Here is a 22,127-nt window from a genome sequence, read left to right as displayed (position 1 = left end):
ATGAATACTGCAAACGGGAAACGAGCCCATGAATGTCAACACTCTCCCCTTTCCCCAAGAAAGAGAAACCCGCGACACTACCGTCTATTCCTGGATCAGCAGACAAAATCGGGACTGCTTTGCCAGTGTCGAGCAGCGGGTTCTCAAACAACTGGTGCAAACGCTGATTTTCGAGAAAATCGTTCCTGTCCAAACGCAGGAAACCGATAACGGCACCCTCTTTCTGATCGAAGGGCAGACACGCAGCGGTGCAACTGTCGGCTACCTGTTTGAGGGTCAGCGCAGGGAAAGCTTCGGGCAAATCAAATTGTCCGGCATTGCCAGACGTCAGTCTGCCGACGCGCAACAGACCACCGATGCCAGCCTGACGGGCTTTATTGACGAGGTTCTTTGCCACATTCCCGGCACCGTCAATCTGACGCAATTTATCGAGGAACTGGAACAAACCCTTATCAAGGATGTTCAGTCCCTGAGCCAGCCCGTTCAGGCTGATTTATCGGCATTCAGGCATGACTACAATACCCTGGAAGGGCTTATCATGGACGCCCATTCCTATCATGCATGCTACAAGTCGCGGATTGGCTTTTCACTGGCCGACAATGCCGCCTACGGACCGGAATTCCGTCAGGACATTCACCTTGTCTGGCTAGCGATACGGAAAGATCATGCCGATATCGGCCTTTCGGGCAGTTACGAATATGCCTCTGTTATTCAGCAACAGCTTGCCCCGTCCGATTTTGAACATTTCGGAACTGTTCTGTATGACAACCAACTGACGTTCGACGATGTCCGGCTTTTGCCGGTCCATCCGTGGCAGTGGGACAAAAAGCTTGTCACCACCTTCCACCGGGAAATACGCGACGGTATTCTGATTTATCTTGGCCGCGGCAGTGATGCCTATCACGCACAGCAATCCATTCGGACATTGGCCAATATCAGTGCCCCCGATCGCCCCTATCTCAAGGTGGCAATGCACCTTACCAATACATCAAGCACCCGAATTCTGGCCAATCACACGGTCAGAAACGGCCCCGTCATTACCGACTGGCTGCAAGATCTGATCGACAATGACAAAAGCGCCAGGGAAATGGATTTTGTCATCCTGCGCGAATTCCTTGGTGTCAGCTTTGATTACGAAACCCTGCCCGAACACCGACGCACCATCGCCTATGGCGGTTTAGGCAGTGTCTGGCGGGAAAGCATAGCGAAATATTTGCGCCCCGGTGAGGCAGCCATACCGTTTAACGGGCTTACGCACATACAACGCAATGGCAAACCGATCATTGATGACTGGATACAAACCCACGGCCGAGAGGAATGGAGCGCCCAGCTAATCCGGGTTGCCGTTCGTCCCATAATCCATTTGTTACTGGCAGAGGGTGTCGGACTTGAATCCCATGGGCAGAATATTGTTCTGATTCACAAGGACGGCTGGCCGGTGCGTATCGCCCTGAAGGATTTTCACGATGGCGTGCGCTATTGCCCGGATACACTTGCCCATCCCGACAAGGCCCCGAAACTGCATGCCGCACCTGCCAGCCATCTGCGACTGAACAGGAACTCCTTCATTATCACTGACGACCTGAATGCCGTTCGCGATTTCACCTGTGATGCATTTTTCTTCATCTGCCTCGCCGAGATCGGCATTTTCCTCGATGCCAATTATGGATTGGCAGAACAATGGTTCTGGGAAACAACCGCCAGTGTCATCCGGGAATATCAGGAACAAAATCCCCAACACGCAGAACGCTATCAATGCTTTGACGTCTTTGCTCCGACCATTCAGGTCGAAGAATTGACCAAACGCCGCCTGTTTGGGGACAGCGAACCACGTTTCATGGATGTCGCCAATCCCCTTTACGCATACAGGCCATCGCCATGCTGACCGAAAACCAATTGAAAAAGGCAATCCGGGCCGGGCAGCCCGCCTATGGCCTGTTCTGTTCAATCCCCTCGCCCACTGCCATAGAAATGATAGCCGAGGCGGATTTCGATTTCGTGATCATCGATACCGAACATGTACTGGTCAATCCGGAAACCCTTGAAAACATGATCCGTGCCGGTGATGCCCTGCAGATCACCGTTTTGGTACGGGTGGGCGACACGGACCCGAAAGGGATCCTGCGTGTGCTTGACGCCGGGGCCAAGGGCATAGTGGTTCCAATGGTTGAACGCGCAGAAGATGTGAAAACCGCCGTTAGCGCGGCCCGCTATCACCCCGATGGCAAACGGAGCCTGAATGGCGGTCGCCCCGGTGCTTTCGGCAAAAGCAGCCTGGCTGATTACATGACCTTTGCCAATCGCGAGATCATGGTCGTTGCCATGATCGAGAGCAGGGCCGGGCTCGAGAACATCCATGACATTCTGGCCGTCGACGGGCTCGACATGATCCTTGAAGGAGCAGCTGACCTCAGCCAGTCCATGGGGATGCCCTGGCAGATCAAAAACCCGGAAATACAGGAATGCCTGGATAATCTTCAACGTGAATGCAGCCGGGCTGCGATCCCGTACTGCGCCATACCGCGCGAACCCGACGAACACGAAAAATGGATCCGTAAAGGCGTTCATACATTCGTTCTGGGTGAAGAACGGGGCATCGCCTTTCGCGCATTGCAAAACAAGCTTCAGACCACAAAAGCAGGGGCGGAGAATCACCATGAACGCGATAAATGACAAGCGTACCAAGGCAGATCGATTGATTTGCCAGGACCTTTTTGAGGGCCTCCATGCAGAAGAATATTTTGAGCACCAGAAATCCGATCTGATTGCCTTTTCCGATCTGCCAGAGACACAAGAAACCGGCGAACTTCTGCAATATCTTGGTCTGGATAGGGCCCCCGCTTCCGGCATGCTCTGGCGCTGGACAACGCCTGACGGCCTGTGCGTTTACGCAGCCGTTGAAAAAGCTGTCCTTTATCCCTTCCAGCTCATGCGCAACAGCCGTCTGGTTGGTAAGTCGGCAGACGGATTTTATCATCTGGAATGCTTGTCATTCCTTGATCTGGTGTGTCGCAAACTGATCGACGAAAGCCCCGACAGCCGCGAAGGGATCGCTGTTTTTACGGAAATGGTAAAAACCAGCACAGAACAGATGGCGCTGTCATTATCATATCAGATCGATACCAACCGGCTTCTCTCAAAAACCCCGCAGGACTTTTTCCAGATCATGGAGCAATGGGCATCCCTGCGTGATCGCCCCTATCATCCTGTTGCCAAGGCAAAAATGGGATTGTCAAACGAGGAATATGCCGAGTTCATGGCCGAATTCGACAAGGACATCTCCCTTGTTTGGATTGCGATAAAGGCAGATAGCCTGATGCTGGGCGAAGGTGTTGAAAACAGCAGCAAATCTATTGCTGACTCCTTGCTTACCCCTGATTGCAACATCGCGCTCCAGAAAGAGATGGAGAAAAAAGGGCTGTCTCAAAGCCACATTGCCCTGCCTGTTCATCCCTGGCAGCTTGATCACTATATCAGGCCGCATTATGACCAGGAACTTCAGGACGGCACCTGCCACATCCTGGATTTTCAGGGTTACAGGGTAAAAGCCACATCGTCCCTGCGATCCATGGCCCCGCTTTCTCCGAACCGAAACTATCTGAAACTGCCCATGCATATATTCTCTTTGGCAGCTTCCAGATACCTGCCTGCGGTCAAAATGATCAACGGCAACCTCAGCGAGGCCCTGCTACGTAAAGGTTTGCAGCTTGATCCGGCACTTGAAAGCCGCGTTTTTGTCTGTGACGAAACCAGTTGGTGGGCTTACTTCCCCGAAGGCACAAGCCTGTTTGACGAACGCCCCCGCCATTTGTCTGCCATGGTTCGTACCTATCCGGAAATTCTGGAAGACGATCAGTATCGTCTGATCCCTATGGCAGCATTGGGAACTCCGCTGCCCGGAAGCAGGGTACATTTCTTTGACGAATGGCTGAATTACCGCGATATGGCGAGGACAGAAAACAACATCCTGACTCTCTTCCGGGAAGTCTGCGAGACCTTCTTCGATATCAATTTCCGTATGTTCAAAATTGGTATGCTGGCTGAAATTCACGGGCAAAATGCAGTGATGGTCTGGAAGGATGGTCAGGCGCACGGATTGTTGCTACGTGATCATGACTCATTGCGCATTTTTGTTCCCTGGCTGGAACGCAACGGCCTGTCAGATCCCGAGTACCGTATCAAAAAGGGCTATGCCAACACCCTTTACCATGATCGCGCCGAAGACCTTCTGTTCTATCTGCAAACGCTTGGCATACAGGTTAATCTGCGGGCCATCGCGGAAACCCTTGCGAATATCTATGACATCGAAGCTTCAGAATTCTGGAAACAGATGAAAGGCGCGATTATCCACGCGCTCGATAATGCGAGTTTCGACAAGGAAGATCGCACAATGATTGCAGAACAACTGTTCGATACGCCATATTGGCCCTATAAGCAGCTTGTTCGGCCAATCATTGCCCGCGCTGGCGGACCGGGAAGCATGCCCTGGGGCAAAGGCAAGGTGCAGAACCCGTTTCAGAATATTGACCCTTAAGAAAGAACGAGAGACGAGGTTATGACCAAATTGTCCGGATTTACTTTCATCTGGAACGCCATCTACCGTCTTGCAGTGCCAAAGCAGCCCCGGAAGATAAAGACGTATTTCTCCAACCCGTCGCTTTTTATCGCGACGGGTTTGGCGGTTTTCTGCTGTCTTGTTTTTCAACCCGCTCTGGCACAGCAGGAAAGCGTTGAAACAACGCGCGTCATCCACCATTCCATGGGGGAAACAAAGATAACCGGCACCCCCCAAAGGATCGTCACCCTTTTTCAGGGCGCAACCGATACGGCCGTCGCACTCGGGGTTATTCCGGTCGGCGTCGTTGAATCATGGGTCAACAAACCCGTTTATCCTTATCTCCGAGATGCGCTGAAGAACACCGACATTGTCGGGCTGGAAACCCAACCGAACCTGGAACGTCTTGTCGCGCTCAAACCCGACCTGATTATCGCCTCGAAATTCCGCCACGAAACGCTCTATCAACAATTGTCAGCCATCGCACCTGTCATTTTTCTGGAAGAAATCTTTGATTTCAAACAGACACTTGAATTGATGGGGCTGGCCTTAAATCAGGAACAAACGGCAGACGATCTTCTTGCTGACTGGAACCGCAGAACAGAACATTTCCGTCAGGTCCTGTCATCACGGGACAACATGGACTGGCCGATCGAAGTCTCCTTGCTCAATTTCCGGGCGGATCATCTCCGCCTTTTGTCTCGCAACAGCTTCTCCGGTTTGATCCTGAGTGAACTTGGATTTGAGCATTCCTCATTTGCCGATACCAATGGCTGGATTTACAAAAAACTTATCAGCAAGGAAGCTCTGCCAACGGTGAATGCCGATACATTCTTCGTTTTCCTGCGTTCCGAAAACCCCGCAGTGGACGAGAATTATGATAACTGGCGCAATCATCCCTTGTGGAAAACACTGAAAGCCAGTCGCTCAGGCCAGATTTACAAGGTTGACGAAATCGTCTGGAGCCTTTCTGGCGGGATCATTGGCGCAAACATGATCCTTGATGATCTTTTCAGAATTTACGATGTGCAGCCCCTGACAGAGTGAAGACAATATATGACAATCAAGAAAACAAACGCGACATGAGTAAGGAATTCAAAGCTCTTTTGTTGCTGACGCTGATGTTCGTGCTGTCTTTCAGTGTAAGTCTGACCATGGGACAATATCCGGTATCGCTAGGGGATTCCCTTTCGGCGCTCGTCCGGTTTAACGAAAACTCCGTCGAACATGTCATCGTGATCAGCAGCCGACTGCCGCGTACTGTTATTGCCTGTTTTGTTGGTGCTGCACTTGGGATTTCTGGCGTTCTGATGCAGGCCGTAACCAGAAACCCCATGGCATCGCCAAGCATTCTGGGCATCAATAGCGGTGCGATCTTTCTGATTGTTCTGATTTCCACCCTGTTTCCGTCTTTCGCCGGACATGGCCTGATATGGGTAGGTATGGCCGGCGCAACCCTGGCCGGAAGCATCGTTTATATGTTGGGCAGTCTTGGGCATGGCGGATTGACCCCGACAAGGCTGGTTTTGGGTGGTGCGGCCCTGACAGCCCTTTTCATCTCTTTCACTCAGGCCATTCTGGTCATCAATCAGGACGGCCTTGACCGTATTCTGTTCTGGTTGGCTGGCTCCCTTGCCGGACGCACGCTTGATGCCTTCCTGCCTGTTCTGCCCTATATCTCGGCTGCTGTTGCCGTCAGTTGTCTCATCGGACAGCACATCAACATTCTCATGTCCGGAGAAGATATCGCCAAAGGTCTGGGACAGAATACATTTCTGTTGAAAACCCTGATTGCAGTACTGGTCGTCGTGCTTGCCGGCAGTGCAGTTTCTGCTGTCGGAAACATCGCCTTTCTGGGTTTGATTGTCCCACACATCGTTCGGCTTTCGACAGGCAGTGATCATCGCTGGCTCATCCCGCTAAGCGGTCTTGCCGGTGCGGTCCTGCTGCTGATTTCCGATGTTATCGCGCGTCAGATTATCATGCCTGAAGAACTGCCGATCGGGGCAATGACCGCCATTATTGGTGCCCCGCTATTTGTCATTCTTGCCCGGCGGAATTTCTCTTATGGATAATGTTTTCACATCGCTTGGCAGACACAGGACCGACAATCCTGATCGTACCGCCTTGCCGGTCCTTGTTCTGATCATGCTGTTTACAGCCCTGATCGCCATCGTCGCCACGGCAGCGGGTCCGGAAGATATTCCGATCTTGACCGTCATTCACGAATTGTTCGGGGCCAATGAAAGCCCGCATGGCTTCATCATCCAAAGCCTGCGTTTGCCCAGGATAGCTATGGCGCTTTTGGTCGGGGCGGGTCTTGGGGTTTCAGGTCTTATCCTGCAAACCCTGGTACGCAACCCGCTTGCCTCGCCCGAAATTATCGGCATCACCGGCGGTGCTTCGGTTGCCGTCGTCATCTATTTCGGTTGGCTGGCACCCGTTATCAGTGTGACATGGATGCCGCTGATCGCCTCAGCCGGGTCGGCGGTTGCGGCCATTACGATCTTCCTTCTGGCATGGAGCGGAACCGTAGAACCGGCAAGGCTGATCCTGATCGGCATCGGCATTTCTGCCACTTTCGGTGCCCTGACCACTTTGCTAATGGTTTTCAGCACCGAAATGACGAACCTTTCTGCCTATATCTGGTTGACAGGCAGCGTCTATGGTGCGGATTGGACTGATGTCCGTCACATCCTTCCATGGGTATTGCTGCCTTTACCTCCGCTAATCTTTTTGGGGCGAACACTGAATACCCTGCTCTTGGGCCATGATGTGGCCACCAGCCTGGGTATACCGGTACAAATCGTTCGTCTGATCGCACTCGGGGCCTGCGTTATTCTGGCCAGTGCCGCAGTGGCATATGCCGGTGCCATCGGATTTGTCGGCCTGCTGGCCCCGCATATCGCACGCCGACTTGTGAAGAACACCATCACTTTGCAAATTCCCGCGACGGCCTGCATCGGCGGCCTTCTGGTCCTGATTGCAGATACCGCAGGACGCACACTGTTCGGCTCGCTGGATTTGCCTGCAGGCATATTTGTCTCCGCGATCGGCACGCCATTTTTCATTTACCTTCTCTACCGCCAAAGATAGAGAGACGCTTATGTTATCGCTTGAAAGCCGCGCCCTTACACTTGGTTATGACAAGAACATTGTCATCAAGGAACTCGACCTTGCTATCCCAACGGGCAAAATCACGGTCCTGATCGGCAGCAACGGTTGCGGAAAATCAACGCTGCTGCGCGCTCTTGCCCGCCTTTTGAAACCTGTCTCGGGACAAATATTCCTTGCGGGCGAGACGATTTCCCAGATTTCCGGTTCTGAAATTGCCAAACGTCTTTCCATTCTTCCCCAGGGTCCCGATGCCCCCGAAGAAATGACAGTTTATCAATTGGTTCGACAAGGGCGTTACCCGCATCAAAGTTGGTTCCAAGGCTGGTCTGCCACCGATGAAAAAATGGTCGAACGTGCCCTGGAAGCAACAGAACTGACCGATCTGCGCCACAGGCCGTTGCAAAAACTGTCAGGGGGGCAAAAGCAACGCGCATGGATCGCGCTAACGCTGGCGCAAGACACCGATATCATTCTGTTGGATGAACCCACGACCTATCTCGATCTTTCCCATCAGATCGATATTCTGGAACTGCTGCACGAACAGAACAAGAATGCGAACAAAACCATTGTTATGGTCCTGCACGATCTGTATCTAGCTTGCCGTTATGCCGATCATCTTGTCACTTTGAAAGACGGCCGGATATATGATCAGGGCAAGCCGGGCGATATCGTCACAGAAGACATGATCCGTGCAGTGTTCGATCTCGAATGCCGGATCATTTTCGACCCGCTCAATGGTACACCGATCTGCATTCCCCACGGACGCAGTACGTCAAGGCCGGAGGAATTCCATGCATGCCCTTGACGACCGGTGGACAGAAGAATTACGCGCCTTATGTGGCCTCAAATCGGCAAGCACGGGTCTACCCGGGCTTTCGGTGCCCGGGCCGGAGATACTCGATAAGGATATCTGCCGCGACATATTGAACGAAGCAGGCCGTTTGCTTGGCTCCCGGTCGCGCAAGATCACCGCATCACTGCTCAGCAAACGTATTGCCTTCCTCACCACGGCAGCGACCCTCTATCCCATGAGCCTCTATAATCGCGGGCTGGATTTGTCTCTGGAAAACTGTGTGATTGATTACAGCCACGATTCAAAGCGATGGCAGTCTTCGATGTATCTTTACAATCTGGATGCCTCCCCGCCTCCCCCGGGGGCCAGAGAAACCTGGCGAGAAGATGTATGCCGCAGACTTTTTTCCACCAATCTCGCCCGTCTGTGGCAGGCCCTGCATGAAGCCTCCGGCGTAACCCTTTCCATTTTATGGGAAAATACCGCTGTGAGGGTTTATTCTCTTTATGAACGTCGCCTTATGTCCATCGGTGACATGGACACTGCTCGGCAAATTCGGGAAGACTTCACCTATCTCACAACCGAAGCAGCGGGTAGCCTCTTTGGCTGCAAAGACAATCCTCTCCAACGTTTCTATTTCGATAAGACAGCCGTCGGAGAACGCGAAATCCGCTATCGCCGAACCTGCTGCTATTATTATCTCACCCCGCCGCAAGAGTATTGCTCGACCTGCCCCCTTCTTTTATCTCCCGGAAAGAAAAGCAAATGCTCGAACTAAATCCGTCTTGCCGGAACATTCCTCAGGATCTTGTTGAACGGTATCGCGCTGTGGATACATCCTCCATCGGTCACCTGACCACAGAAGGATATATTCGAAATATCAAAGCCCAAACCCAATGCTGCAGGCTACTTGGACATGTGGTGACGGTAACCTTGCACGGGACAGACGGCAGCGCCCTCTATCATGCATTAATCAATAGTCGCCCCGGCGACGTCCTTGTCATCTCGATGCCAGACCACGCGGAATATGCCTGCTGGGGGGAACTGCGTACCATTGCCGCCATGATCAAGGGTGTCGCCGGTATTGTAACGGATGCCTGCGTAACGGATATCCGGGCTCTGCAAGACATGGCTTTCCCGGTTTTTGCCAAAGGCAAGAGTTCTGTCACCACGCAAAAAAGTGACTTGGGCGGAAAAATCAACACCCTTGCCGTAATAGACGGTCAGGAAATTCACCCGGGCGATATGGTGATCGGCGATGAAGACGGCCTTTTCATCCTCTCCCCGGATCAGTCCGCAAGGCTGATTGACCCTGTTCTGGAGAAGCAGCAACAGGATGAACGAAAACGGCTGGAACTTCTCGCAAAACTGTCTGCAAGCCGCAAATAGAAACCTGTATCCGTGAAAATTCCCTGTGACCAGATAATCACAGGGAATTTTCAAACGCTTTTGTTTCGATCAGACAGCCTAGAAATCTACAGAATAACCGACTGTGACAGTACGCCCGCGGCCTTTGAAATACCGATCTGGATTTACCAAGGCACTCTGCGAGTAATAGGTGAAGTAGTCTTCATTGAAGAGGTTTTCTATAGCCATATTGACCTTGCCCGTGGGCAGTTTGTAGGTGGCTGCAAGGTCAGTAATCGTATAGCCGGAAAACTCTTTTTCCGGATCGTCGAAGTTTTTGGAAAAGTTGTGCTGCACTTGCAGGAACGTCGAGAAATTATCACTCCACGTACTGCCCCATGTTGCAATCAAACGGTTCGGTGCCACATTCAGACCGTCCAGTTCGGCATCCAGCGTTCCGTTCTCATCGCTGTCATACTTACCCTGGCTATAGGCATAGCCGATACCAACCTTATTCTCCTTGTTCAGCCAGTAACCAGCGGAAGCTTCGAGCCCCCGAATTCTGGTTTTCTGCCGCTCGACAAAGAAATCATCTCCCACCTGTTGAAGTCGTGAGCCGAGATCGGCGTTTGACTCATAAACACTGAATTCTGCATCCCAGACCGTGTCATCGTAGCGAACGCCAACTTCGATATTGTCGGTTACAATCGGCTCCAGATTGAGGAATGTATCAACATCCTGTCCCGGATCATTAATGCCACGCAGAACGCGGCCAACATCGGGCATCCCAAACCCTTCGGAATAATTCCCGAACAGCGAAACACTCTCCACCGGGCTATATGTGATCCCAAAGTTGACAAGCGTTTCCTCGAATGACGGCGTCCCGCCATCCACGGTTACGCTATTGGCATCCGCAACCGTCTGGAAGGTCGGAACATCAAGTTCCGCAACTTCATATCGGACACCGGAATGGAAAGTAAGTCCGTCGAGAACCTCAAACGCGGCCTGAAGGAAGGGCGCATAGTTGAAATAGGTTGTTTCAGGGACCCAACTGCGATCCGTCAGAACCAGTTTCTGGTCGGTGGTATCGCTCAGAATATCGAAGCCTGTTGTCAATTTCAGGCGATCATCAAGCAGGCCATCTTTAACCAAAGTTACCTTGCTGCCCACTTTGGTCGAATCTGCCTGGGACTGATCAAGTCCGGTAGGTGCAAGCGCTGGGTCTCTGAAACTATTGGATGTTGTTGCGCCGAACCGCCCTTCAAAATCCTGATAATAAGCTTGGACTTTCAGGTCCATATCCAGAAAGTCTTTATTCTCATAGTCCAGGCTAGTCGTATAGACTTGGTTTCTCGGTGCCTTGCCAACCGGCGTCCCTTTTTCAGAAGTCGTCGGAATACCGTTGTCGCGATCCCCCGTCACACTGACATAGTTCTGTTTGCCTTCTGAACGGAAATAGTTGAATTCCGCGCCAATCGACTGGTCATCATCGATCCAGTAGGTTCCTTTGCTCAGGAAATCGTAAGTGCGGGAATCCATAAGATCCCCCTGCGTGTTATCCACCCCGACCGGATCGCCATTCGCGTCAAGATACAGCCCCTGATCTTCAATAGTGGTGGAAACAAGGTAATCAAAATCCTCAAAGCCGCCATTGAAACCATAACCAAGCTTGTAGTTATCCGTTTCGTTACTGATGCCGGTCGTCGGCAATGTCGTCTGGACATTCATATGCTGATTGAAGCTACCGGCTTCTGGACGCTTGGTCACATAGTTGATGATGCCGCCTGTGGCTCCCAGACCATGGATGGCATTGGCACCATGAATGACCTCAATTCGCTCAACCATCGCCAGATCAATTGTATGTGCTGACCGCCCTGTCGGACGAAGCGGGTTGGATTGAGGTACCCCGTCAATCATGAAAAGCGGCGTACGACCGCGAAAGGTTTCGCCACTTCCGGTCAGTTTCTCGCGTGCAGGCGTGTAGGCAGGAAGCAAATTGGCAAGCGCTTTGGAAGAATCCGTCGTAATTGCAAGCTGCTGTTCAATTTCCTCTTTGGTGATGACCGTGATCTTCTGTGGTGATGATTTCACATCGGAATTGGTTCGACTGGAAGAAATGACAAGCGGTGCGGTCGTTGTTTCATCTGCCGATTGTTGCTCTTCAATCGACTCTTCACTTTCGACTTTTTGTTGCTCGGTTTGTGTCTGCGCAAAAGCCTGATGCGCGAACAAAAAAGAACAACTGATCGCAAAAAGCGAAGTTAAACCGGGTTTAATCACAAGAGCCCCCTCTGCAATGAAATTTAGAAACCGCCGAAACGTACACAACCCTCCCGATCATTGCAAATCATAATGATAATCTTTCTCATTTTAATTTTGCACCCAAAAATCACACCGGCGTAAGAAAGCCGGAACAGCAATTCTGCTATTCCGGCTTTCATCATTCAGGAGCCGACGGGAGGTTTCGACTCCCTCATTAAACTACTGGCAATTCCCAGCAGCCGCGCTCAAGCGCCCATTCCGTTGGATCAGGCCTGCGGGTTGCGGTGGACATTTCTCTTGCCCCCATCATGATCGGGTTCAAGCCCTGTCGCCGATATCCCAGAACACTCCGGCCATCATTTGCAGGGCCTGCCGACTGAGGCTTTGCAGGATATGTTCGTTGGGAGCGTGCTGAGAGCATGACGCATAGGAGTGCGGCACCCAGACTGTCGGTAAATCAAGGATATAGGCAAATGTATCATTGGGCAGCGACCCGCCAAGATTGGGCAGGATTGCCGGTTTGGTTCCGGTGGTCTTGACGATTGAATCACGTACACGCGTAACCCACGGATGGGACGGGTCAAGCCGGGTTGCCCGGAAGAACCCCTTCGCCGAGGGAATGATTTCAACATCCGTAAAGCCATGTTTGTCAAGGTGGCGGCGCAAAGCCGGCAGAATGTCATCCGCATCCGTTCCGACCACATAACGCAACTGGCAATGCGCAATGGCTTCAGGCGCGATGGCATTGACCGGTTTTTCCGGGTTTCCGGCCTTTGCCGCAAGGACCGCAAAGCTGTTCCAGCCATAAACCTTTTCCGCCAGTGACAGGCTTTCCTCGCCCCAGTCAGGGTTGATTGTCGGCCCGGTTTCGGGTTGGGTGATTGCGCAATCCTTTAGGGCTTCCCGGACTTCGTCACTCAGGCTGTCAGGACGCCATTCCGGTACCTGTATTTGTCCGCGACGATCAACGATGGATGCAATCGCATGCGAAAGAACAATCATCGGGTCTTTCAGCAAACCGCCCCAGTTCCCGGAATGATGCCCGCCTTCGCGATATTTAAGCGACAGGGCAAAATTAATCGCCCCGCGTGACCCCATGAACATCGTCGGGCGGTCTGCACTCAGGCGCGGGCCATCCGATGCAATCAGGACATCGGCGGCAAAAAGATCGCGATAATTGGTAAACAGTTCGGCAAGGCCGGGCGACCCCGCCTCTTCGCCCATCTCAATAATGACCTTGCAGTTAAAGCCCAATGCACCACGTGTCTGAATGACCGACCGCAGGGCCGCCAGATTGATGCAATGCTGCACTTTGTTATCCGCCGTACCGCGCCCGTAAACCCGATCACCTTCAATCACCAGCTTGAAAGGCTCAAGGCCTTCGCGCCATTCGCCTTCCTGTGCGAGGATCACATCGCCATGCCCATATGTCAGGACGGTCGGCAAATCGTCGCCTTCGCGGCGTTCGGCAAACAGGAACGGTCCGAAACCGGGTTTGGGATTATCAATGATGCGGGTTTCAAATCCCATATCGCGCACCATCGGAACAATCACATCGGTAAGATAGCCATACAGCGCCTCGAGATTATCGGGCTTCTGGCTTTCGGTTTTCTGTTCGACCATTCGACGCAGTTCGTCGATAAACTGCCCATTTTCAAAATACCGGGTTACATTTTCGATAGCATCAGCACGCGTTGACATTGATTGATCCTTGTTCTTTCCGATAAGCCATCCAATTCCCAAAGGAACGACGGAGCATTTTGTGTTTCACGAAACATCCCGGTTTTCCGCCACCGCATCGCCCCAGGGCGACATGATTTCGGTCATGCCCTGATTGATGTTTCCCTGCCGAAGAACCCCCGCCGGGCAGGCAAAGGCATAGGGGAAAGCAGTGCGGCGCGTGGTCACGCAACGATGCCCTTCGCCCAGAGCCGCAATGATGTCGGGCGAAAGGCTTTGATCGATAATCACCGTATCGCCGCCGCTGAAATCAACCCGCGCCTGATGAAAGGCATCTTCGAGGGTCATATCGAAATCCATCAGGCAGGATGTCAGTTGCAGAATGGCTGGCAAAATCTTGCGCCCGCCCGATGCCCCGATGGCAAAACGCCGGTCCTTGTGCCGCCCGATTGCCGGGCAGACATTCATCAAACACCGTTTGTTGGGTGCTAACGAGTTTGGCCGTCCCGGTTCGGGGTCGAACCACAGGATCCCGTTATTCATCAAAAGCCCGCTTCCGGGCAGCACGACCTTGGATCCGAAAATGGACAGCAATGTCTGGGTCACCGCGACCATGTTGCCATGTCGGTCCGTCACACTGAAATGCGTGGTGCAGGCAGGGGCGCGACTGTCATCAACGTCCCCCATATCGCGCAAGCGGCGTTTATAAGTCGCCTTAAGCGCATCGACATACGCCCCATAGGCATCCGCCCCCGGCGACGTCCCCTCAAAATTCTGATGCGACAGGATTTCCAGACATTCCGCAAGGTTTTCACCCGCCGTCATCGCAGGCGGCGTATAGACCATTCCCCCGCGATAGGATGTTGTCAGCGGATCGGACAAAACAGCCTGATAGGACTTCATGTCATCAAGCGACAAACATCCCCCGGCAGCCCTGACATCGGCAACGATCCCCGCCGCAAGATCACCTTCGTAAAACTCACGTGCACCTTTATCGGCAATGCGTTGCAGGGTGGCCGCCATCCGGTCAAGATTGATCCGCTTGTCCGAAAGGGCCGTCCATCCGGCAATAGTCGGCCACTGCCCGTCTTCCAGAAAGGTCTCTGCCGCGGTGGGGTTTTTGGCAAGTTCGCGGGTACTGGCCGCGATGATGAGAGCGGCATACCAATCAACCGATAACCCATCGGATGCAAGCTTTGCCGCAGGCGATACAAGATCTCCCCACGGCATCGTGCCAAAACGGTCAAAGGCAAGACCCATACCGGCAACGGTCCCGGGTACTGCAATCGCGGTTGCGCCAATCTGGTTACAATCCCCGACGACCCGCGCCCATGGGAACAGGTCGCCTGCAACGCCTTCGCCCGATAACGGATAATCCGCAACATCAAGCCCGGCGGGGGAACGCATCCCGAAGGTAATGCAATAGGTCCGGTCTTCATCGGCGCGATAGATCATCATGGCACCGCCACCGGCCGGGCCACTCATCCAGGGTTCGACAACCCCCATGGCAAAGGATGTGGCAATCGCGGCATCGATGGCATCGCCACCGGCGGCAAGAATGTCAGCCCCGACCTGGGCGCCTAGCTTATGCTGGGCTGCGACCACCCCACCATTTTCGACGGTGACGACGTTTTTACGGATCGACTGCATGTTGGAAAAATTGTCGCGGATCATTGAACCGCCCCTTCGACCAGATGACATTCAACCCGCTTGCCCTGACGAAGGGTCGCGACCGGGGCCTTGGTCGAACAGATATCAATCGCGCGCGGGCAGCGCGGATGGAAATGACATCCACTGGGCGGGTTGATCGGATTGGGGAATACGGCCCCCAATTGCGTATCGGGAACACCAAGGGACGGGTCCGGCGTCAGAACGGATTCCAGCAACGCATTGGTATAAGGATGATCCGGACCGGCAAACAGCGAAGACGCGTCTGCTTCCTCGACGATGCGGCCCAGATACATGACCGCCACCCTTGTTGCGAGATGTTCGACCACCGCGAGGTTATGACTGATGAACAGATAGGTCAGCCCGAATTCATTGCGCAAATCCGACAGCAGATTAAGGATTTGCGACTGTACCGACACATCAAGGGCCGAAGTCGGTTCATCGCAGATCACGATTTCCGGTCGCATGATCAGGGCGCGCGCAATCGCCACACGTTGACGTTGGCCTCCTGAAAGCTGGCTTGGATAACTGCGCAAAACCCGTTTGGGCAAACCGACAACATCAAGAATATCGGCGGTCTGTTTGTCCCAGTCACGCGGATCGCCGACCTTGTGCACACGCAAAGGTAACGAGATGATATCGCCGATGGTCTTGCGCGGGTTCAGCGATGAATAAGGGTCCTGGAAAATCGGCTGGATACGCCGCGCCAGATAGGATCTGTCATGGGTGGTAATGTCTTCGCCATCGACCAGAACCCGGCCCTGTGTCGGCGTTTCCAGTCCCAGCAAAATACGCGCAAGGGTACTTTTACCACAGCCGGATTCCCCGACAAGGCCAAGGACCTCACCCTTTTGCAGTTTCAGCGTCAGTTCATCAACCGCGCGAAGATCCTTGCGTTTGCCAAAGATGCCCTGCTTGATCGAAAAAATCTTGGAAACATTCTCAAGTTCAAGAACCGGAACGGACATCATGCTTCCCCCGATTTCGGCTGGTTCATGTCATAATCGTGAACACAGCGATAAAGATGCCCGGCGGGTGAAATCCGGGCCGGTATATCGGTCGCACATTGCGCGGTTGCCTCGTCACAGCGGCTTCGGAAAGCACAGCCGGCCACATCACCGATAAGAGACGGCACAATACCGGGGATCGAGCCCAGATGTTCACCAACCGCGGTTTTGCCCGGCACCGGAATGCAATTAAGCAACCCGCGGGTATAAGGATGCTTTGGCGCGGTAAAGACTTCGGCGGCACTCCCTGCTTCGACCATTTCACCGGCATACATGATGGCAACCTTGTCCGCGATGCGGGCCACCACGCCCAGATCGTGGGTAATCAGGATCATCGCCATGTTCAGTTCACGCTGAAGATCCTTCAGCAGACGCAATATCTGGGCCTGGATGGTGACATCAAGGGCGGTTGTCGGTTCATCCGCAATGATCAGATCGGGTTCGCCCATCAGGGCCATGGCAATCATCACGCGTTGACGCAAACCACCGGAAAGCTGATGGGGATATTGTTTCATGCGGTTTGCCGCCGCCGTGATCCCGACCTTTTCCAGAAGTTCGATGGCACGATCACGTGCAACCGGCTTGGGGACCTTGCGATGAAGCAAAAGGGCTTCCGTCAGTTGATCGCCAATCGTGTATGCCGGATTAAGCGAGGTCATCGGCTCCTGAAAGATCATCGAAATCCGGTTGCCGCGCAGTTTGCGCATATCCCGATTGGACGCGGTTTGCAGATCGACACCTTCAAAATCCAGAACCTGCGCCGAACGTTGCGCCTGCTTGGGCAGAAGCCCCATGATCGCAAGCGATGTCAGGGATTTTCCACTACCGGACTCGCCCACCACACAAAGGGTTTCCCCCCGCTTCACATCAAAATCAATGCCGCGCACGGCATGCAGCGTTCCGGCCGCCAGCGGGATATCGACCGTGAGGCCGCGAACAGAAAGAATGTTTTCCATGCTGATGCCCCTAGTTGCGGTTTTCAGGTGCGGAAACGTCACGAAGACCGTCGCCCAGCAAATTGATCGCCAGAACAAGGATGAAAAGCGCGACACCGGGGATGGCAATCATCCATGGCTGGAACAGAAGCATCTGTTTGCCTTCCGACACCATCAAGCCCCAGGACGGTGTTGGCGGCTGCACCCCGAGGCCGAGGAACGATAGGGCGGCCTCAAGCAAAATGGCATGCGCCATTTCAAGCGTCACAATCACGATCAGGCTGTTGGCGATATTGGGCATGATTTCGCTAAACAGGATGCGTTTGGTCGAACAGCCGATGGCCTTGGCTGCCGTAACATATTCCATCGATCGCAATTGCAGCGTGGCAGATCGCATCACGACCGCGAACCGATCCCAAAGCAAAAGGCCAAGAACCGTGATCACCACCTGAAGTGATCCGCCAAACAGCGCCACCACCGCCAGCGCCACAAGAACCACAGGCATGGCAAGACGCACATTGATCAGAAAGGTGACACAGGCATCGACACGGCCACCGAAATAACCGGCCGCAACCCCCATGCTGGTGCCGATAATGCCGGAAATCAGGGCCGCAATCGCCCCGATGGCCAATGAAATGCGTGCGCCATAAAGCAACCGTGAAAGATAATCCCGCCCCAGATGATCGGTGCCAAGAATGTTTTCCCAACTGCCCTTGGCATCCCAGACGGGCGGGATCATCCGATGCATCAAATCCTGCTGATACGGATCATAAGGCGCCAGAAGTGGTGCAAAGAGCGCCATCAGGAAAATGGTCAGAAGCACGATGGCCCCAAACATCAGCCCCTTGTGACCAAGGATTTTGGTCAGCAAAATCTGGCGTGGTGTCGGGCCGCTCAGGACTTCAGCTTCAACCTTGGGCGCCACTGTGTTGATGGTTTCGGTCGTGTTGGTCATGTCAGCCTACCCTCATGCGCGGATCAAGCCACGCATTCAACAAATCCGACAGGAAGGTGAAGACGATATAGAACATCGAAAACACCAGAATCAGGGCCTGCACGGTTGGCAGATCGTTACGACCAATGGATTCCCATGCCAGATAGCCCGCGCCATGCAGGGCAAAGATCGATTCAACGACAATCGATCCACCCAGCATGAAGCCCATCTGAACGGCGGCCAGACTGACAACCGGGATGATGGCATTGCGAAGGGCATGCTTGAACATGACCCTGAATTCACCCGCCCCCTTGGCGCGTGCGGTGCGGACATAATCCGCACCGAGCACGTCAAGCATCCCGGCCCGGGTCAGGCGCATGATGGCCGGCATCGCGTAATAGCCCAGAACAATGGTCGGCATCACAAAGTTTTGCCAGCTGTCCGAACCGGAAGGCGGCAGAAGGCGAAGCTTGATACTGAACAGGACAATCAGGACCAGGCCAAACCAGAAACTAGGCATGGCCTGCCCCATGACCGAAAGGAACAGGGCAATCCGGTCAATAATGCTGTTGGGGCGAACGGCGGCGGCAACACCCAAAGGCACAGCCGTCAGAAGCGCAAAGGAGATTCCGCAGACGCCAAGCAACATCGTGACGGACAGACGTTCGGCAACCAATTGCGATACCGGCAGCTTGAAGTAATAGCTTGTGCCGAAATCCCCCCTGATCGCATTGAACATCCATTCGCCATACTGAACGACCCATGGTCGATCAAAACCGTAATAAACCCTTACAGCTTCGATATCCTCGGCATTTGCCGTTTCACCAGCAATAGCCGCCGCAGGATCCCCCGAAAGATAGAGAAGCGCGAAGCTAAGCATGGAGACGGCAAGCGTCACCAGCAAGGCCAGGCCAAGCCTTTTTAACGTATATACCAACACCGTTCTGAACCCCTGATCCGGAGGATTATTTCCAGTTCATCTGGAAGAAGCGCGGAATAGCATCCGTGGTCGGTGCATATTCCAGATCCTTGGTGAACACGTAGTTCGAGTTATAGGAGAACAACGGCAACCAATAGGCTTCTTCCGCAATACGCTTCAGGGCTTTGGCGTAGTATTCCTTGCGCTCGTCGGAATCCACGGAACTGTCGGCAACATCCAGCCATTCCTTGACCTGCTCGTCTTGCGCACTATCAAGACTGCCAAGCTTGAAATACTGGCTGACGATCGCCGACGCATCGTTGATCGAATAGGAACCCCATGTCTGGAATGACATCGGCACCTCGCCCTTCATGCTCAGTTCACGCAGTGCCGAATATTGCAAAAGCTTGAAATTGCTTTTGATGCCGACCGCTTCGAGATAGCCAAGCATCGCTTCGGCATATTCGCGATCACGATAGGCATAGAAGTCAATTTCAAGTCCATCCGGATAACCGGCTTCGGCAAGAAGCTGTTTGGCTTTTTCAGGATCATAGTCATAGACAGCGACGTCCTGTGCGCAGCCAAACTGCGACGGGAAGCAGGCCGAATTGACGACGCGCGATTTACCCTTAAGCATCGATGCAACAATGGCTTCGCGGTCAATGGCATGCGAAATTGCCTGACGGATAAGCTTGTTGGTGAACGGATTATCTTCACCACTGCGTCCAGCGGCATCAAATTGCAGATAACCGATGCGCATGGTGCTTTCGTTAGCGACGGTAAATTCACCCATCGCGCCAAGGCTTTCGGCCTGATCTGGCGGCACCTGCCAGATCCAGTCCAGACCGCCACTGAACAGTTCGGCCGCCTGCGTGTTGAAATCGGGAATGGTGCGGATATCCAGACGACCGATATTGGCCTGCCCCTTCGGGCTGTCCTTGTGATAATTTTCGTACTTCTCCAGCACGAAACGCTTGCCCGGCTCGACCGAAACAACCTTGTAAGGACCGGTCCCTACCGGATTAAGTCCCATGCCGGTCGGACCGGCTTCGGCGTAATATTCGTTGGGGTAAATCGATACCGGCCCGGCAAGATATTCGATTGCTGCGGGGAATGGTGCTTTCAGATGAATGCGGACCTTGAACTGGTCAAGCTTTTCAGCACTTTCCATCCAGTTGACGTTGCGCTGGGTTTTCACCCCGTTCTTTTCATCCGCAACCCAGTTCACGGTCGCGACCACATCGTCAGCATCAAAAGGCTCGCCATTGTGGAAGGTAATGCCCTGGCGAAGATTGAATTCAAGGGTTTTGTCATCAACCCATTTCCAGTCTGTCGCCAGATTGCCCTGATACTCGCCGGTATAAGGATCGCGGTAAACCAGTCCATCCCAGATCGAGCGTTGCAGGATGACGCCTTCACGCGCAGAGTTGAAATAACTGTCGACATTCTCAAGTTCTTTGGAGAACGCAACATTGAGGGTATCGTCAGCTTTGTTGGCAGCGGCTGTTCCAGCAGCGGCCATGGCGAGGGCAAAGATTCCAGCCCCCTTAAGGATCTGTTTCATTATAGCCTCCTGATATGAATGCCCCGCTTCGCAATATTTGCGGCAAGACACATTAGATGTATTTAAAACACCTTGTATTATATTGTAATACAGCGTACTGTATATAACTACGATAAGGCAACTGGAAGCAGCATGTCAACCAGCACGTTTGCCATTAAAAAAAACGAGGAAATGTAACCATGACGGATGCCAAAGCCCGGCAGCAGGACACCCTTTTTGTCACATCCCTTGAAAAGGGCATGCGGATACTTGAAGCTTTTTCCGAAGATAAAACAGAACTTGGCCTGGCCGACCTTGTAAAGGTTACCGGTCTTGAAAAGAGTGCAGCCCAACGATACGCCAACACGCTATACGAGCTTGGCTATCTGGAAAAAAATCCTGAAACCCGCCGGTTTCGGCCAGCCGTCAAATATCTGGAAATGGCGTACAGTTATCTATGGGCCGATTATCTGGCACAGTTGGCAATGCCGCGCCTGATCGACCTGAGCCGCCAGACATCACAAACCATCAACATGGCCGAGCCAATCGGAACCGATATTATTTATGTCGTGCGCATGCCCAACCACCGCACCAATTTCGGGGCTTCGGCGATTGGCAGACGGGTGCCGGCACTGGTTGCCTCGTCCGGGCGCGTCATTCTGAGCCGCCAGTCCGATCAGGCCATCCGTGACGCGGTAAGCAATTGGCCGACCCGGCAATACACTCAAAGAACAACGATGGATCGTGGCGCCATACTCGACAATATCCTGATGGCACGCGAAAAGGGATATTGCACCACTCAGGGGCAGGTTTTACCCGATGAAGTCAACGTTGCCGCCCCGATCTGCAGCATTGACGGAATACCGGTTGGCGCCATCCACTGTTCTCTGCCATCGATCCGCTGGACCATCGAACGCGCAGAAGCGGAAATTGCCCCGCTTGTTGTTGAAGCTGCCCAATCTATTGTGCCATCAAGATAAACGGCGCCGACATTTATAGCAGAAGTGGTTACTTGGGCAGGATTAGCGCTCCCTACGTTCGCTCAGCTCCGGCCTTTGGCCTGCGCAAAGAACCTGGCAACAGGCTTGGCCTGTTGCGGGTTCCAATCCATAAGCCCCCGGCAAACGAACATTAAAAAAGCCCGCCACGAGGGCGAGCTTTTTTAAAGTTGGTTGCGGGGGCAGGATTTGAACCTACGACCTTCAGGTTATGAGCCTGACGAGCTACCGGGCTGCTCCACCCCGCGTCAGGGTGTATTTTAACCGGTGGGTTAAATAGATAACGCCGCATCATGATGTGAGGCGGCGTTGGATGTTTTGTGTGGTTAGGGAATATGCTTGCTGTGTTTGGAAGGCCCGGCGGTGACC

General features: G+C 53.3%; 18 protein-coding genes and 1 tRNA gene. 10 read left to right on the top strand and 9 right to left on the bottom strand.

Annotated elements, in window-relative coordinates:
• Window positions 1-28 precede the first annotated feature (28 nt).
• From TH5_RS20465 to TH5_RS20425, 9 genes are read left to right on the top strand one after another with little or no spacing between them, the layout of a single operon-like run.
• On the top strand, window positions 29-1,885 hold the full coding sequence (locus TH5_RS20465) for an IucA/IucC family protein (protein ID WP_114123422.1): 1,857 nt from the start codon (window positions 29-31) through the stop codon (window positions 1,883-1,885).
• The gene (locus tag TH5_RS20460; RefSeq protein ID WP_114123421.1) at window positions 1,879-2,673 is read left to right on the top strand and encodes an HpcH/HpaI aldolase family protein; all 795 of its coding nucleotides are present in this window, start codon (window positions 1,879-1,881) and stop codon (window positions 2,671-2,673) included. Before TH5_RS20465 ends, TH5_RS20460 begins: the two co-directional genes overlap by 7 nt.
• Window positions 2,657-4,534, top strand: coding sequence for an IucA/IucC family protein (locus TH5_RS20455; RefSeq protein ID WP_114123420.1), 1,878 nt, complete (start codon window positions 2,657-2,659; stop codon window positions 4,532-4,534). Before TH5_RS20460 ends, TH5_RS20455 begins: the two co-directional genes overlap by 17 nt.
• 21 nt (window positions 4,535-4,555) lie before the next feature.
• Window positions 4,556-5,602 carry an ABC transporter substrate-binding protein gene (locus tag TH5_RS20450; protein ID WP_208638498.1) on the top strand — a complete coding sequence of 349 codons (1,047 nt, stop codon included), beginning with the start codon at window positions 4,556-4,558 and terminating at the stop codon, window positions 5,600-5,602.
• A gap of 35 nt (window positions 5,603-5,637) precedes the next feature.
• Window positions 5,638-6,630, top strand: a complete 993-nt coding sequence (locus TH5_RS20445) for a FecCD family ABC transporter permease (protein ID WP_114123445.1) — start codon at window positions 5,638-5,640, stop codon at window positions 6,628-6,630.
• Window positions 6,623-7,651 carry a FecCD family ABC transporter permease gene (locus TH5_RS20440; RefSeq protein WP_114123419.1) on the top strand — a complete coding sequence of 343 codons (1,029 nt, stop codon included), beginning with the start codon at window positions 6,623-6,625 and terminating at the stop codon, window positions 7,649-7,651. The genes TH5_RS20445 and TH5_RS20440 overlap by 8 nt, the downstream gene beginning before the upstream one ends.
• A gap of 10 nt (window positions 7,652-7,661) precedes the next feature.
• The gene (locus tag TH5_RS20435; RefSeq protein ID WP_114123418.1) at window positions 7,662-8,477 is read left to right on the top strand and encodes an ABC transporter ATP-binding protein; all 816 of its coding nucleotides are present in this window, start codon (window positions 7,662-7,664) and stop codon (window positions 8,475-8,477) included.
• The gene (locus tag TH5_RS20430) at window positions 8,464-9,243 is read left to right on the top strand and encodes an IucA/IucC family C-terminal-domain containing protein (RefSeq protein ID WP_167443606.1); all 780 of its coding nucleotides are present in this window, start codon (window positions 8,464-8,466) and stop codon (window positions 9,241-9,243) included. The genes TH5_RS20435 and TH5_RS20430 overlap by 14 nt, the downstream gene beginning before the upstream one ends.
• Window positions 9,186-9,854, top strand: a complete 669-nt coding sequence (locus TH5_RS20425) for an RraA family protein (protein WP_147250139.1) — start codon at window positions 9,186-9,188, stop codon at window positions 9,852-9,854. The genes TH5_RS20430 and TH5_RS20425 overlap by 58 nt, the downstream gene beginning before the upstream one ends.
• A 78-nt stretch (window positions 9,855-9,932) precedes the next feature.
• On the opposite strand, the gene TH5_RS20420 is transcribed toward TH5_RS20425, so the two are convergent.
• From TH5_RS20420 to TH5_RS20385, 8 genes are all read right to left on the bottom strand, one after another.
• A complete protein-coding gene (locus TH5_RS20420) occupies window positions 9,933-12,092 on the bottom strand; it encodes a TonB-dependent receptor (RefSeq protein ID WP_208638497.1) in 2,160 nt (719 codons plus the stop codon).
• Window positions 12,093-12,392: 300 nt separating this feature from the next.
• The gene (locus TH5_RS20415) at window positions 12,393-13,775 is read right to left on the bottom strand and encodes a M20 family metallopeptidase (RefSeq protein WP_114123416.1); all 1,383 of its coding nucleotides are present in this window, start codon (window positions 13,773-13,775) and stop codon (window positions 12,393-12,395) included.
• A 66-nt stretch (window positions 13,776-13,841) separates the two neighbouring features.
• A complete protein-coding gene (locus TH5_RS20410) occupies window positions 13,842-15,428 on the bottom strand; it encodes a gamma-glutamyltransferase (protein ID WP_114123415.1) in 1,587 nt (528 codons plus the stop codon).
• Complete coding sequence (locus TH5_RS20405; protein WP_114123442.1) at window positions 15,425-16,390, bottom strand: ABC transporter ATP-binding protein; 966 nt, start codon at window positions 16,388-16,390, stop codon at window positions 15,425-15,427. The genes TH5_RS20410 and TH5_RS20405 overlap by 4 nt, the downstream gene beginning before the upstream one ends.
• Window positions 16,390-17,385 (bottom strand): ABC transporter ATP-binding protein, encoded by a 996-nt coding sequence (locus TH5_RS20400; RefSeq protein WP_114123414.1) that lies wholly within the window; start codon window positions 17,383-17,385, stop codon window positions 16,390-16,392. The genes TH5_RS20405 and TH5_RS20400 overlap by 1 nt, the downstream gene beginning before the upstream one ends.
• A 10-nt stretch (window positions 17,386-17,395) precedes the next feature.
• Window positions 17,396-18,319, bottom strand: coding sequence for an ABC transporter permease (locus TH5_RS20395; RefSeq protein WP_062953460.1), 924 nt, complete (start codon window positions 18,317-18,319; stop codon window positions 17,396-17,398).
• 1 nt (window position 18,320) lies between these two features.
• Complete coding sequence (locus TH5_RS20390; protein WP_114123413.1) at window positions 18,321-19,238, bottom strand: ABC transporter permease; 918 nt, start codon at window positions 19,236-19,238, stop codon at window positions 18,321-18,323.
• 25 nt (window positions 19,239-19,263) lie between these two features.
• Complete coding sequence (locus TH5_RS20385) at window positions 19,264-20,781, bottom strand: ABC transporter substrate-binding protein (RefSeq protein WP_114123412.1); 1,518 nt, start codon at window positions 20,779-20,781, stop codon at window positions 19,264-19,266.
• Between the two features lie 179 nt (window positions 20,782-20,960).
• Here TH5_RS20385 and TH5_RS20380 point away from each other — a divergent pair, with 179 nt between their 5' ends.
• On the top strand, window positions 20,961-21,740 hold the full coding sequence (locus TH5_RS20380; protein WP_062953457.1) for an IclR family transcriptional regulator: 780 nt from the start codon (window positions 20,961-20,963) through the stop codon (window positions 21,738-21,740).
• 189 nt (window positions 21,741-21,929) lie between these two features.
• Here the strand turns inward: TH5_RS20380 and TH5_RS20375 are convergent.
• Window positions 21,930-22,006: transfer RNA gene (locus TH5_RS20375), tRNA-Met, on the bottom strand.
• Between the last annotated feature and the right edge of the window lie 121 nt (window positions 22,007-22,127).

The sequence above is a fragment of the Thalassospira xianhensis MCCC 1A02616 genome (assembly GCF_003326475.1).
GTDB lineage: Bacteria > Pseudomonadota > Alphaproteobacteria > Rhodospirillales > Thalassospiraceae > Thalassospira > Thalassospira xianhensis.
Note: the sequence above shows the minus strand (reverse complement) of the source record. Positions and strands in the feature narration are given on the sequence as shown.